The organism is Shewanella sp. SG41-4 (genome assembly GCF_014164505.1).
GTDB lineage: Bacteria > Pseudomonadota > Gammaproteobacteria > Enterobacterales > Shewanellaceae > Shewanella.
This window is the reverse complement of the sequence record NZ_JACJFI010000027.1, coordinates 1-13,250: the sequence shown is the minus strand read 5'-3', so window position 1 is coordinate 13,250 and position 13,250 is coordinate 1. Positions and strand designations below refer to the sequence as shown.

Annotated in this window: 13 protein-coding genes; 5 read left to right on the top strand and 8 right to left on the bottom strand. The window is 41.5% G+C overall.

Annotation, left to right across the window (positions count from 1 at the left end; genetic code table 11):
- Positions 1-117 precede the first annotated feature (117 nt).
- Positions 118-1,458, top strand: coding sequence for an exodeoxyribonuclease VII large subunit (gene xseA / locus H5202_RS04650; RefSeq protein WP_182771024.1), 1,341 nt, complete (start codon positions 118-120; stop codon positions 1,456-1,458).
- A 250-nt stretch (positions 1,459-1,708) separates the two neighbouring features.
- Here xseA and H5202_RS04645 read toward each other — a convergent pair whose 3' ends face one another.
- The gene (locus H5202_RS04645; RefSeq protein WP_182771023.1) at positions 1,709-2,386 is read right to left on the bottom strand and encodes an OmpA family protein; all 678 of its coding nucleotides are present in this window, start codon (positions 2,384-2,386) and stop codon (positions 1,709-1,711) included.
- A 101-nt stretch (positions 2,387-2,487) separates the two neighbouring features.
- Positions 2,488-3,369, bottom strand: a complete 882-nt coding sequence (locus H5202_RS04640; RefSeq protein ID WP_182771022.1) for a choice-of-anchor H family protein — start codon at positions 3,367-3,369, stop codon at positions 2,488-2,490.
- Between the two features lie 340 nt (positions 3,370-3,709).
- On the opposite strand from H5202_RS04640, the gene H5202_RS04635 reads away from it, so the two are divergent.
- The 4 genes from H5202_RS04635 to H5202_RS04620 all read left to right on the top strand — a co-directional run bounded on the left by H5202_RS04635 (position 3,710) and on the right by H5202_RS04620 (position 7,786).
- Positions 3,710-4,066 carry a PepSY domain-containing protein gene (locus tag H5202_RS04635; protein WP_259397185.1) on the top strand — a complete coding sequence of 119 codons (357 nt, stop codon included), beginning with the start codon at positions 3,710-3,712 and terminating at the stop codon, positions 4,064-4,066.
- Between the two features lie 3 nt (positions 4,067-4,069).
- Positions 4,070-4,753 carry a response regulator transcription factor gene (locus H5202_RS04630; RefSeq protein WP_182771021.1) on the top strand — a complete coding sequence of 228 codons (684 nt, stop codon included), beginning with the start codon at positions 4,070-4,072 and terminating at the stop codon, positions 4,751-4,753.
- Complete coding sequence (locus H5202_RS04625; RefSeq protein ID WP_182771020.1) at positions 4,746-6,074, top strand: ATP-binding protein; 1,329 nt, start codon at positions 4,746-4,748, stop codon at positions 6,072-6,074. The genes H5202_RS04630 and H5202_RS04625 overlap by 8 nt, the downstream gene beginning before the upstream one ends.
- Before the next feature lie 176 nt (positions 6,075-6,250).
- Positions 6,251-7,786 (top strand): DUF3300 domain-containing protein, encoded by a 1,536-nt coding sequence (locus H5202_RS04620; RefSeq protein WP_182771019.1) that lies wholly within the window; start codon positions 6,251-6,253, stop codon positions 7,784-7,786.
- A 103-nt stretch (positions 7,787-7,889) separates the two neighbouring features.
- On the opposite strand, the gene H5202_RS04615 is transcribed toward H5202_RS04620, so the two are convergent.
- The 6 genes from H5202_RS04615 to H5202_RS04590 all read right to left on the bottom strand — a co-directional run bounded on the left by H5202_RS04615 (position 7,890) and on the right by H5202_RS04590 (position 13,047).
- On the bottom strand, positions 7,890-9,293 hold the full coding sequence (locus H5202_RS04615) for an ATP-binding protein (RefSeq protein ID WP_182771018.1): 1,404 nt from the start codon (positions 9,291-9,293) through the stop codon (positions 7,890-7,892).
- A gap of 84 nt (positions 9,294-9,377) precedes the next feature.
- On the bottom strand, positions 9,378-10,037 hold the full coding sequence (locus H5202_RS04610) for a response regulator transcription factor (RefSeq protein WP_182771017.1): 660 nt from the start codon (positions 10,035-10,037) through the stop codon (positions 9,378-9,380).
- A 2-nt stretch (positions 10,038-10,039) separates the two neighbouring features.
- Positions 10,040-10,945, bottom strand: coding sequence for an FAD:protein FMN transferase (locus H5202_RS04605; protein ID WP_182771032.1), 906 nt, complete (start codon positions 10,943-10,945; stop codon positions 10,040-10,042).
- A 56-nt stretch (positions 10,946-11,001) separates the two neighbouring features.
- Positions 11,002-12,300: a DUF3570 domain-containing protein gene (locus H5202_RS04600; protein ID WP_182771016.1), complete on the bottom strand. Its 1,299-nt coding sequence runs from the start codon at positions 12,298-12,300 to the stop codon at positions 11,002-11,004.
- Positions 12,291-12,530: a DUF4266 domain-containing protein gene (locus H5202_RS04595; RefSeq protein WP_182771015.1), complete on the bottom strand. Its 240-nt coding sequence runs from the start codon at positions 12,528-12,530 to the stop codon at positions 12,291-12,293. The genes H5202_RS04600 and H5202_RS04595 overlap by 10 nt, the downstream gene beginning before the upstream one ends.
- A gap of 4 nt (positions 12,531-12,534) precedes the next feature.
- Positions 12,535-13,047, bottom strand: coding sequence for a TlpA disulfide reductase family protein (locus H5202_RS04590; RefSeq protein WP_259397184.1), 513 nt, complete (start codon positions 13,045-13,047; stop codon positions 12,535-12,537).
- Positions 13,048-13,250: the final 203 nt, after the last annotated feature.

The following is a 13,250-nucleotide window of genomic DNA, read 5'->3' as shown; positions in this document are numbered from 1 at the left end:
GCAACATCTCCCTAGTAAGTAGGATTTTGGGTGAAATATTGCGGCGAGATTATACCTTGCATATTGCAGTTGGTAAATGGAAAATAGATTTTTATTAACGTTAGAATGAGAACTCTCATGAGTGCCACAAAAAACAATGTTTATAGTGTTTCGCAATTAAATAGCGAAGTGAGGCATATTCTTGAAGGTCAAATTGGCAAAATTTGGCTAAATGGTGAAATATCAAACTTTTCGGCCCCAAGTTCAGGGCATTGGTACCTCACGTTAAAAGACGCTCATTCGCAAGTTCGCTGCGCCATGTTTAAGGGCCGTAATCAATCTGTGCGCTTTAAACCCGTTAATGGTCAACAAGTACTAATTAAAGGCGCCATCAGTGTTTACGAGCCTCGTGGCGATTATCAGCTACTACTTGAGTCAATGTTGCCTGCAGGTGACGGACTGCTAGCACAGGAATTTGAAGCCTTAAAGCTAAAATTGGCCGCTGAAGGCTTATTTGCCCTAGAAACCAAACGCCCTATTCCAAACAATATCCAAAGAATTGGTGTTATCACATCAGCAACAGGCGCTGCTCTGCGAGATATATTACATGTATTAGCACGCCGAGATCCCTCAATCGAAGTGATTGTGTACCCAACTCAAGTTCAAGGTGCTACAGCCAGCCAATTAATTTGCCAAGCAATTGTCACTGCCAATCAACGCATGGAAGTTGATGTGCTGTTGCTTACCCGTGGTGGTGGTTCGTTAGAAGATTTATGGTGTTTCAACAGCGAACATTTAGCCAATGAGATTTACAACAGTGCATTGCCTGTTGTTAGTGCTGTAGGCCATGAAATTGATACCACTATCTGTGATTATGTGGCGGACGTTCGCGCCCCAACGCCATCAGCCGGCGCAGAGTTACTGTCAAAAGACAAAGGCAATAAAGCAGAAAAGCTGCTGCTCTTGTTATCGCGTTTGCAGCAGGGCATGAAACATTACCAATTGCAGCAGTATGGACGATTAACTCAGTTATCTCACCAACTTCAACGCCATGAGCCGCAACGTAAACTGCAACAATTTGAACAACGGTTTGACGAAATGCAAATGCGCTTAGAAAATGCCTTAAAGCATAAACTGAGTCACTTAACTTTGCGCCACCAGCAATTACATAATAGTTTGCAACAACGTTCACCAATTAATACCTTAATCTTAGAAAAACAGCGTCTTGGATATTTAATTGAACGTTTTAACGACGCGAGTAAAGATTATTTTAAACAAGCTGAATCACGAGTTGCACAAGCCGCACATAAACTTGACACCGTCAGCCCACTGGCAACCTTGAGTCGCGGTTATTCAATCACAAGTACCAATGAACATGTAGTTGAAAATGCTAACCAATTACGCAATGGTGATGTGATCCACACCCGATTAAAGCAAGGTAAAATAACCTCGACAGTGACAGATATCTCAACCAAATAACGAGCATGAACTCGATGAAAAAATATTGCTAAAGGACCTAGCGTGAAACAAATAGATTATCGATTATGTATGCTTGTTATTTAGATCACTTACCATCCATATATACCAAATTATCTGTGCCAAATACATGTAGTCATCTAGATTATTGTTCACTAACTCCGTTATCGGTTAAATAAAAAAGCCATCTTTCGATGGCTTTTTTATTTAAAGATCAACAAGCATCGCTTGTTAATCACACTCACGGCTAAAACTACTTACCCGTTGGCGTTAATACAATTTCTACACGACGATTTTGCGAACGGCCTTCCTCAGTAGAGTTGCTCGCTATTGGACTTGACTCGCCCATACCAGTAGAAGACACGCGTGAACCGCTGACTTTCTGGCTAGTCATATATTGCGCAACTTCACTTGCTCGCACTTGTGACAAACGCAAGTTGTAAGAATCTGAACCCGAACTGTCGGTATAACCAATCACATTTAAATGAGTGTCATCATATTCTTTGGCAACTAATACAACGCTGTTTAATACTGATTTAGCGCGTGAACTTAATACAGTTTGATCAACTGCGAAGGTCACTTCATTAGGCATATTCAGTACAATGTTGTCACCGTTACGCGTTACGCTCACGCCAGTAGATTTTAACTGTTTACGTAATTCAGCTTCTTGCACATCCATGTAATAACCAATACCACCGCCAACAGCTGCACCCGATGCTGCACCAATTAATGCACCTTTACCGCGATCGCTTTTGCTTGACGAAAGTACACCAATAGCAGCACCAGAAAGGCCACCGATAATAGCGCCATTTGTCGCTTTAGAGTTTTCTGATTCGCCCGTATAAGGATTAGGTAATTGACAACCAGATAACAACAGCGCCGAACCGATTAATGAACTGCATAACAATGATGCATTTAACTTTATTAACATACGCACTCCTAACTACTTATCCCAAATGGATAAGTAAAACTGACAAAATCAAAAATAATCATTCTAACGTAGTTCTAAGGAATAGAAGCATAAAACTTACGTTATATTTTATTAATCAAACGTCTACGAAATCCAAAAACGCCAGCGAGCAGACCTATACTTAACCAAGATAACGCCCCGCCAGAATGTTCAGTTTCGATATATACCTCTTCCACATAAACCGCATCACGATCGCTACTTTCAAGTGGCAAAGCATATAAGGCATTTGACTCATCACTACTTATTGTCGCGACCGGATCGGCATAACCTAGCTCATACAGATCGATCAATACATCATAATGATCGGCTTGATAACCACTGGCTAACGTAGTCAGCACTTCGTAATCATCATTGCTAGAATCTGCGTGAAGAGTGAATACGTCGGTAGAGTAATAATGGATCCACGGTCCACCATCTTGGCTTAAATATAATTCGGCAAATACATCAGCCTGAATGTCGCCTGCGCTGCTACTAATATCGGCATCAAAGGTCACACTAAAAGTTTGATAAAAACCATCATAATCATAGTCATCAAATAAAACTGACTCTGCACCATAGAAAGAGAAATCGTAATAAACAACTTGATTTTGCTGCGCCAATGCACGTTGTTGCTGGTTTGCCGTTGTTGCGGCCGCTTTTTGATTTTTGGCCAACACTTGCTCACGGGTGACCTTTTTGTTCAGCGTTTCTACGCTGCTTTGCAACTTAACTTGATCATGTAAAGCGTTCACCCTAGCCTGCTTGTCCGCTTCAGTTTCTGGCGTTTGCGAATTAATGACTCTTGCTTGGCTATATGTTCCAAAACCTTGTTCAGATATCCGCTCGGCGCCTTGTACTGTTGGCGAACTTAACCAGAGCGCACTAGCAACACATAAACTTACGCCCCATTTTAGATGAGTATTGATTGTCGATAGGTTAGCTGTCTTGGCAGTATTATGTTTCATGTTAGTTCCTCACAGTCTTGATATTGAGGCCATTTAACCCTAATCAAAATGAACGTAAGCTGAACATAGCAACCAGTCTGATTTTCCATTGACGCTTCCCATTAGCACCACTGTTTAATTCAATGCCACGAAAACTGAGCATAAGCCAAAACCATTCAGTTAATGTTCATCTGCATACCCTATACTGCTAAGACAAATCATCGACACATTTGTATTTAGCGATATTTTACGGGCGTTTATCTTTCGCTTACGGCTATTTACTCAATTAGGTTAAGTAGATGTTTCTATATAGAAAGGGATCTTTTACACTGGCAATAATGAGGTTATTAGGGAACACAATATGCAGCGTATGCTCAACGTAAATGCCACCATGTTAGGCCTAATGTTAGCGTTACTGTCACTAACGTGCTCAGTGCCGTCCTATGCTGCTGCATTACATTCTTCTGCAAGTGCTCAGTTCTCCCCTGGTCCTAATAATAATCGTCAAAACAATAACCAGCAGAACAACAATTTAGTGGTCAGTAGCGCTCAACAAGCAGTACAAATGGCTCAGCGGAGTTATTCGGGCAAAGTATTAAAAGTGCAGTCCGCTAACGTCAATGGACATCCTGGTTATCGGATTAAATTACTCACTAATGATGGAGTCATTTTTTATGTGTTAGTCGATGCCACCAATGGCTCGGTTACAAGGAACTAGTTCATGAGATTATTACTGGTCGAAGACGATTTAGCCTTACAAGCAAATATCAAACAGCACCTTATCGACGCTCAATATACTGTTGATGTCGCCAGCGATGGTGAAGAAGGCTTATTTCAAGCTCAAGAATATCAATACGATGTCGCCATTATCGATGTGGGTTTACCTAAGCTGGATGGCTTGTCATTAATTAGTCAATTACGTGAACAAGACATTACCTACCCCATCATTATTTTAACTGCCCGAGACAGTTGGCAAGATAAAGTGGTTGGTTTAGATGCTGGCGCAGACGATTACTTAAGTAAGCCGTTTCAGCTAGAAGAACTTGTCGCACGAATTAATGCATTAATTCGCCGCTCCGCAGGTAAAGCCAGCCCAGTGATTCAAAATGGCCCCTTTAGTATTAATACTCGCAGTTTAGAAATTAAAAAAAGCCTGCAAATAATTAACCTTAGCGGTTCTGAATACAAGCTATTTGAATACCTAATGCTGCACCCAGGATCGGTACATTCAAAAAGCAGTTTAATCGAACATATTTATGACCAGGATTTTGATTTAGACTCCAATGTGATTGAAGTGTTTATCCGTCGTTTACGTAAAAAACTCGACCCCGATAATCAATATCAATTAATTGAAACACTGCGTGGTCAAGGTTATCGACTGAGACAGTTAGACCCAGATGCGTAAACTACTCAGCTCGCTTAAAGTCCGCATTGTGGTCAGTGCCTTATTACTGATATTGGTGTTATTGCCCATTATCGGCATGACCGTTAACAACGCCTTTGAAACCCAAATTAATGTTTCTGCAAAAAACCAGTTAAAAGCCTATGTTTATTCTGTTTTAGCCATGGCTGAAGTAGAAGATAACCAATTACAAATGCCGTCTCATTTACTTGAAAACCAATTCAATGTGATTGGTTCAGGTCTTTATGCGTTAATCACCACTAAAGATAACCAGCTACTGTGGACCTCAAACTCATTTCTCGGCCTCAACACGCCCATTAACTTACCTAAACCCGCAACCGGTAGAAATACATTCGACTCGATACTAATTAATGACAAACCGCAGTTGATATACAGTTTTAGCGTGAGTTTTGCCACTAGCGAACAACCTTTTACCATGACGCTGCACATTATAAAAAACCAACACGAATACCTACAACAAATCCAAAAGTTTTCTAACACCTTATGGACTTGGTTATTGGTGTTAACCGCTTTATTAGTTATCGTGCAGCTAAGTTGGTTGCTATGGACCCTCAAGCCTTTAGGTCAATTTAGCCAAGAACTCAGTGCAGTAGAACAAGGCACATCGATGCAGCTAAGTACCCGCTACCCTGTGGAACTGCAAAAAGTCGCTCAGCAGTTAAATACCTTATTACAAACCGAACAAAACCAGCGTAAACGCTACCGCAATGCTTTAGCCGATTTAGCCCATAGTTTAAAAACACCTTTAGCGGTAATCCAAACTCAAGCTGATTTAAGCGAAGCCTCGATGGAGCAAATTAACCGCATCAACCAAATTATTGCCTATCAGTTAAAGCGCGCACAAAGCGCGGCTGGTAGTGCTTGGCATTTAGGAGTTAATGTTGATAGTGTTGCCGTTAAATTAGTCAGAACCTTAAGTAAGATATACCAACATCAAAACCTCACCATTGAGTATCACCCCGACAAACAAGCCCGCTTTAAAGGTGATGAAGCAGACTTAACAGAAATGCTTGGCAATGTGCTCGACAATGCCTGTAAAGCCGCTAAAACAAAAATAACGTTAACCCTTATACAGCAAGAAAATCAGCTGTGCATGACGATTGAAGATGATGGTGAAGGTATTCCTAAAGATAAACAGCAACATATTTTTGAACGTGGGATCCGTGCAGACACTTATACTCAAGGCCACGGGATAGGACTGGCAATCGTCAGAGACCTTGTCGACAGTTATCACGGCAAACTTACGGTTGGTGAATCTGCATCATTGGGTGGCGCCAAATTTGAGTTTATTTTCCAACAGTAAATGCCTGCTTTAGATCACCGCTACACATTATTTGTTTAATTTATTTCTCTATCTTCATCCTTTTACTTACTCCTCGCATAGTTCTAGCGTATTAATTCAGTTATTAGCTTTCAGCTTACGTTCATCTTCGGCTCGTTATGATGAACCTAACAGTCATCTATGACGCTGGAGATAACATGAAAAAAGCCATTCACGTACCCGCTCAGGCATTACTCGCCTTAGCCTTGGTCTGTATGCCATTAACCAATGTGCAAGCGGCGCAACCAACTAATTCATACACTTATACCGCAGCAGAAGATGATGTGGTGAGTGATGCTGAGTTGGCACAAATGCTCGCACCAATTGCGCTGTATCCAGACAGTTTATTAACCCACATACTAATTGCGTCAACCTATCCATTAGAAATTGTTCAAGCCAAACGCTGGTTATCAAACCAAGGTAACCGCGATACCAACCAAATTATGACCGAGGTTGAGTCGCAAGACTGGGACCCAAGCGTCAAAGCTTTGGTAGCGTTTCCTAATGTATTGCAACGTTTAAATGATGATTTAGCGTGGACTCAAAGCGTAGGCGATGCCTTTTTGCAAGATGAAGGACGTATGCTAGACACGATTCAATCCTTAAGACAGCAAGCTGATGAAGCTAATAATTTAGCCGATCTTGAGCAAGTGAAAGTGTCGCGAGTTGAGCGCCGAATTATTATTGAATCAGTTCGTCCAGAAATTGTTTACGTGCCTTATTACGACAGCCGTATCGTTTATGGCAATTGGCGCTGGAATCGTTATCCACCCGTTTATTGGCATGCGCCAGCTTATGTACATTATCGCCCTAACCACAACGCGATTTACTGGGACAGTGGTGTACGCATTAGCTTTAACTTCTTTTTTAGTAGCTTTCATTGGCATGACCGTCGCGTAATTGCAGTACCAGTACATCAAAACTACCGTTACTACACACCACGGAAAATTAGTTACAGCCAAGGTGTACAGCATTGGCAACATAAGCCTAAGCATCGTAAAGGTGTGGCTTACCACAGCCAAGCGATCAGCAAACGTTATAATGGCCATTATGAAAAGCGTAACAAGCAGGTAAGTTATTCACGCGAACCTAAACGCCAGCAAGCCAATGAGCCTCGTCATTACTCAACCAAGGTCAATGATCAGCGTAAAGAAGTAAACCATAGCAATAAGCAGGATAAGCGTAGCGAAAAATCAACGGTAAGAAGCGTGAGCCGTAATGAGCCGATAGAGCACAGAAGCAGCCAACTAAAGCGCGAGCTAAGTCAGCAACGTCAGCCAGCAACGCAGGTAAAGTCGTTTGAGCGTAAAGGTGAACCGATGAAGTCAAACTACAGTCGCCAGAGCGATGTGGCCCAAACAAGGTCTAAATATGAGGCAAAACCTGTGGCTAATGTGACAAGCAAGCCGCGCACTCAAGAATTACATCAAGCTCAACGTAACACCCGAGTTGAAAAAACACGTGAGCCGCAAGTAAACGCTATGCGCAATCCACAACAGCAAGTAAAACAAATAAGCAGGAACGAACCACAAAAACAGCAAGTTCGCGAATCAACTCGGTCAACGCCTCAGCAAGCTTCGCGATCAATGAGTCAACAACGTGATAATGCATCATCACGTAATGCAAGCCAATCAAGAGATGCTGGACCTTCAAGAGAAAAACAGTCAAAAGAAAGACCATCAAGAGAAAGATAGCAAGCAGTTAACAATAAGCTAGCTAGAACACAAAACAACATGAGCGGAACTTGCCTCTCATGTTGTTTTTTTTATGTAAAATTAAAAATCGCCACTATTTTTGCTAAATTTGAGCATGGGGTAATACAACGCAAACATTCAAGCCATGAGGTTCTACGCGGCTAAAAGTCAGTTCACCATGATGTAAACTGATAATATGCTGACAAATAGACAAGCCTAAACCGGCACCTTGTGAAGCGTTTTCATCTACTCGATAAAAACGGTTTTTGGCTAAGCTGATTTCCTCTTCAGACATACCCCGTCCTTGATCAAGCACACAAATCATCGTCTGTTGCTCATCCTGAGTTACCTTAATGGTAATCAGTGACTCTTTAGGGCTATATTTACAGGCATTTTCGATAATATTTTTTAGTACCAATTCGATATAAAATGGATCGGCATTGATGCTCATATCTTTAGGTACAATGATATACCACTCGTAATCGGCAATGACGTGTACTAGCTGGTTTATCACATTTTCAATAATATCTTGCAGCTTACAATCGATTTTATTTATTGCCTCAATCGCATCCACGCGCGATAACAGCAATAGTTGCTCAACGGTATGGTTAATGCGGTTTACGCCCTCACCTATGGCTTCGATATACGGCAATGTTGCTTGCTGAACCTCTGCAGTTTGAGTCGTCAACACGTCACTTAATCCATCACTGTGTAATTTTATTATCGCTAATGGGGTTTTCAGTTCATGGGCGGCATCGGCACTAAAACGACGTTCACGGATAATAGTCTCGCTAATGCGCAGTAAGTAGCTATTAAGGGCTTTTTGCGTTGACGCTAACTCTGTCGGTAAAGTGAAATTAATAGGGGTTAGGTCTTGGGCCGAGCGGTTATCTAAATGTCGTTCTAATAATTTAACCGGTTTAAATAAAAAGTAGGTCAGCACTAACATAAAAAAGACCATAATAGGGGTAATAATTAACGGCGAGCGCCAAGTATTGGAAATTATTAATGACACTATCTCTTTGCGAACATCATCACGCTGTGCAGTCACAATCCATACTTGGTGAGGCTCAGAATAAAAGCTGTATACATGCCACAACTCATCATCGATTCGATGAGTATCATAACCTTGGGTGAAATTGGTTAATTGTTGCTCGCCAGTACTATCTGAATACGCGAGTAACTGGCCTGAGCTGGACAGTAATTGAAATGATAATTTATGCTCATAAGACAAAGTGACAGGATTAGATTGGTCAGCAAAGGTTTCTATTTTTGAATCCACAACATGGAACAAACTAGGCTGCTGGAGCAATTGTGTTAGTTGAGCTTCTGTTAGATGTTCCACATAAAACTGCTCCAACATCTTGGCGGTTTGGACCATTTGCGCATCAAACAATTCTTCAACTTCATGCATAGCATCACGCGTACTGAGTATGCTCGAAAAGGTTACCGTGAGAACAATCCCCACCAGCATAATCAAACTTAATAATAATCGAAGTGAAAACATAATATCCTTATTGCAATAGGTGCAATCAGTCCGCTACTTTACGGCCCACCATTTGGTTTATCTCACCTATTTAACTGATAAACGTTATACCGTTTCAGTTAAAATATAGCCTATACCACGCACGGTTTTAATCAATTCAGTGACGGTTTTTTTACGAAGATGATGAATATGCACTTCTATCGAGTTACTGCCCACTTCATCCCAACCATAGGTTAACTGTTCAAGTTGATTACGGGTTAATACGCGACCTGCAGATTGAGCAAATTCGAGTAACAATTGATATTCACGGCGTGAAAGCGACACCAATTCTCCGCGAAAATGAACTTCACAACGGGCAAAATCAATATTGAGTGCACCGTAGCTAAATTGGTTATTATCTAGGCCATGCTGACGTCGAATAATCGCTTTAAGCCTAGCGATTAATTCCCTCACATCAAAAGGCTTACTTAAATAATCATCTGCGCCAATATCTAAACACATTAAGCGGGTGTCAAAATCTGTATTGGCAGTCAACACAATAATAGGTAACGAGACACCGTTTTTACGCCACTGCTTTAATAAGTCTGCACCATTGCCATCGGGTAAACCTAAATCAAGAATAATCGCGCTAAAATCCTCATTATCAAGTGCTGCTAGCGCTTGTTTATAAGACGATAAATGGTCAACTTGAATACCCGCTTTAGTTAAACTCATTATCACACCTTGAGCGAGCAACTTATTATCTTCAACCAGTAACACACGCATATTTACTCATCTCCTCGAAAAACTTTAAAGTCGACACCTTGTTGCTGTAAAAAGTCTTCAGCATCACGTCCTTTTAGCATCGACATTGTGGCCAACATTCCTGCCATAACACAATTGGGCGCCAGCACAGTGACAGATAATGGTGCTTGCTCTACAGGGTAACCCGTTTGAGGATTAATAATATGCCCATAACGTTTCCCGTCCACCTCGATATAGCGCCGAGTATTGCCACTAGTGGCTAACGCACCTTGGCGAATGGTTAACAGTGCTGCAGCGTTATCAAGCTGGTAAGGGTTTTCAATCCCAACTTGCCAGCCATCTGTTTTGGTGATCGGGCAAGCAATATCACCACCAAAATTGACTAATACGGAATTATTTGGCCAACGATTTTCTAATATTTGTGCGGTACGATCAACCGCATATTCCTTACCGATACCGCCAAAGTCGACACTCATGTCTGCAGGCATGCAAACGGTCTTGTCAGTCAATGCTATACGAGCAAAACCCACATTAAGCAAGGCTGCATCAATATCAGTTTGTAACGGCACACGATGGCTACCGTCAAAGCGCCATAACGCCATTAATGAACAGGCACTGATATCGAATGCTGATTCACTTAATTGAAAACACTGTTGTGCAAACTGAAATAAATGCATTGTTTCGGCATCAATCGATGTCGTTTCACCTTGAGCATGGTTTAACCGCCACACCACGTTACCTTCAATAAAACGACTGAATTTACGCTCTATACGCTTTGCTTCTTCATAAGCAATACTAAGCATTTGCCTCGCAATATACTCATCTTCAACCGCCATTAATAATTCGCATGGGCTAGCCATAGCGTTAAATGAACCTAAAAAGCCCCAAGGACGAGGCTGTAAGCTCATCACTCTTGGGGCTTTTGACATTGCAGTTAGTGGTTCAAACAAGTTAAATAACTCTGTTTATTGATGATACGCTCATCTTAAAACGAATAACTCACTTGAGCTACTATCGCCTTCACAGAAGGAAATAAATCGTAATTCTGTAGCTGACCAGGTATCTCTGTGCCATTATTTTCAGGATTTTGCTGATAATACTCAATACGATAACTTAATTCATGGCCACCCGATAAACGCTGACCAAACTTAAGCCCTATGGTGTAAGCCGTCATATCACCAATGCGATAATCCGCGCTGGCATACTCAGGTATTGCATCGCCACTCATCAAGAATGGTTGATAAAACTCAGCGGCTTGCTGCTGGTAATAACGTAAGTGTAATTGGGCATAAATGCTTGGACTGAAATAGTACCGATAATGTGTTTCTAATGTATGCGACTGAATATCCCAATCGTCAGTACTATAACGATATGAAAAATCGACCACACCAGAATCCAAAGCACCTTTAGTGAGTAAGAACACACTGTGTTTCAGGCGTGAGTCTGGACGATTTTCGTAACGGTAAGCTTGTGTTTGACCGTTAACATCGACCTCACTGAGAATTTTATACGGGTCGGTCATGTAGCCGGACACACTAGATAAACCATAGTTAGCCTGCATCAACCAATTACGATTAATAATCTGAGTCACACCAAACATAATATCGCTAGTTTGTTTGGTATCATCACCGGCTAAACGAGTTTGATCAAAGGCTGCTTGATAATCGGCATCGTTGGCATAATTACCACGGAACACCATTTCTGACATTGCCACTGGACGACCGCCAACGGGATCAACCACATCATTTGTAAAAGCACCCGATAATGCCAATGTGGTGTTATTTTTATTAAAACTACGCTCAAGACCACCATTAATACCCATCGAAAGATAATCAAACTCTTTCGAACCATACACGCCAATATTCCCAGTCCAATCTTGATTAAGCACTTCTTGCCAATTAGCGCTTAACTGAACTCGAGTATCATGAAAGGTATCGTCCAGCGGTGTGTCGCCTGGACTTACAGTATATTGGCCATTACCTGATGGACGTGTAAACGTTTGACTGTCAGCTTGAGCAACCGCGCCAGAGGCTGATGCCCCCGTTAAACTGTCGACCACAATTTTAAGGTCCAATAACGAACTGTCACCAAACGCTTTTTGCACATTACCAATAGCTTCTGCTGCTTGAACTCGGTCTTGCTCGCCATAATACATAATGGCAGCATCAACCTTCCAATCATCGTTGGCAGAAAGAGGTTCAACAGCACTAGCCTGTTGGCTCAATAAACTACAGCTTGCTAACGCCAACGCACTGGCAATACTTTGCTTACTTGTTAGTTGCATCCGCAACCTCCGCCCGCTAGTGAGCGACCACCACTGGTGCCTTCTTTACTAAAATAAATATGGTCATCTAACGCGAGATCAAGTTTTTCACTATTCAAAGCCATATCTGCACGGGCTAATTGATCTTTTTCCCATGGTTGTACGCCTAAACTCGAACAGCCTACCAAACTACTGATAATGGCTAATGCCACAACAGTTTTGGCAAAGGGCTGATAAAATGCTTTTGTCATCAATTTACTCCTGTAACAACATTTGGATTTCTTGCTCATAGGCGGGAATATTTTCGGTAAAAAATCCCATGTGAGTTTGCACTAATTCACCTTTACGATTGAACAAGAAACTGCTTGGCATACCTTGTAACTCAAATGCTTTGGCTATGTCGCCTTCAGGGTCAAAACGAAGGTTAAACTTTGCCGGCAGCTTGCTCAAAAACTCATGAGCTAATGCACTATCAACATCAAGATTAATCGCTACAACTTCTAAACCTTGCTGTTGATATTTAGCCTGGATTGCATTCATCCAAGGGAATGATTTACGGCACGGAGCACACCAAGAAGCCCAAAAGTCGACATAAACCACTTTGCCAGCAAACTGTTGCAAACTGACAATTTCGCCTTGTTGATCTAATACATCATGTTCTAATGAGGGAGCAGCTTGTGATTGGGCATTAACTCCTAACCCCAATGCTAAACTTAACGCGATAAACTTAATTTTACGAAATTGACAAAACAACCCAATTGACATCATATTTTCACCTAATCAAAACATTGCAGACAACATAGGTCACCAATCTTAAAATTTACTTAAGACTTGTAAACATATCGTAAAGACAATTTATATGGGTTCAACAATAGAAACGAACATTAGCCACCGATCATTTTCGACACAATGCCTTTATCGTTACCAGACTCGGCCACTAAAATTCCAGCTAAATGTAAACTAATAAAAGG

Bases quoted from the DNA above. Each gene is read 5' to 3' on its own strand.
- H5202_RS04630 (WP_182771021.1), top strand. From the start codon at position 4,070: ATGAGATTATTACTGGTCGAAGACGATTTAGCCTTACAAGCAAATATC.
- H5202_RS04600 (WP_182771016.1), bottom strand. From the start codon at position 12,300: ATGCAACTAACAAGTAAGCAAAGTATTGCCAGTGCGTTGGCGTTAGCA.
- H5202_RS04590 (WP_259397184.1), bottom strand. From the start codon at position 13,047: ATGATGTCAATTGGGTTGTTTTGTCAATTTCGTAAAATTAAGTTTATC.
- H5202_RS04625 (WP_182771020.1), top strand. From the start codon at position 4,746: ATGCGTAAACTACTCAGCTCGCTTAAAGTCCGCATTGTGGTCAGTGCC.
- H5202_RS04615 (WP_182771018.1), bottom strand. From the start codon at position 9,293: ATGTTTTCACTTCGATTATTATTAAGTTTGATTATGCTGGTGGGGATT.
- H5202_RS04620 (WP_182771019.1), top strand. From the start codon at position 6,251: ATGAAAAAAGCCATTCACGTACCCGCTCAGGCATTACTCGCCTTAGCC.
- xseA (WP_182771024.1), top strand. From the start codon at position 118: ATGAGTGCCACAAAAAACAATGTTTATAGTGTTTCGCAATTAAATAGC.
- H5202_RS04645 (WP_182771023.1), bottom strand. From the start codon at position 2,386: ATGTTAATAAAGTTAAATGCATCATTGTTATGCAGTTCATTAATCGGT.
- H5202_RS04605 (WP_182771032.1), bottom strand. From the start codon at position 10,945: ATGTCAAAAGCCCCAAGAGTGATGAGCTTACAGCCTCGTCCTTGGGGC.
- H5202_RS04610 (WP_182771017.1), bottom strand. From the start codon at position 10,037: ATGCGTGTGTTACTGGTTGAAGATAATAAGTTGCTCGCTCAAGGTGTG.
- H5202_RS04595 (WP_182771015.1), bottom strand. From the start codon at position 12,530: ATGACAAAAGCATTTTATCAGCCCTTTGCCAAAACTGTTGTGGCATTA.
- H5202_RS04640 (WP_182771022.1), bottom strand. From the start codon at position 3,369: ATGAAACATAATACTGCCAAGACAGCTAACCTATCGACAATCAATACT.
- H5202_RS04635 (WP_259397185.1), top strand. From the start codon at position 3,710: ATGCAGCGTATGCTCAACGTAAATGCCACCATGTTAGGCCTAATGTTA.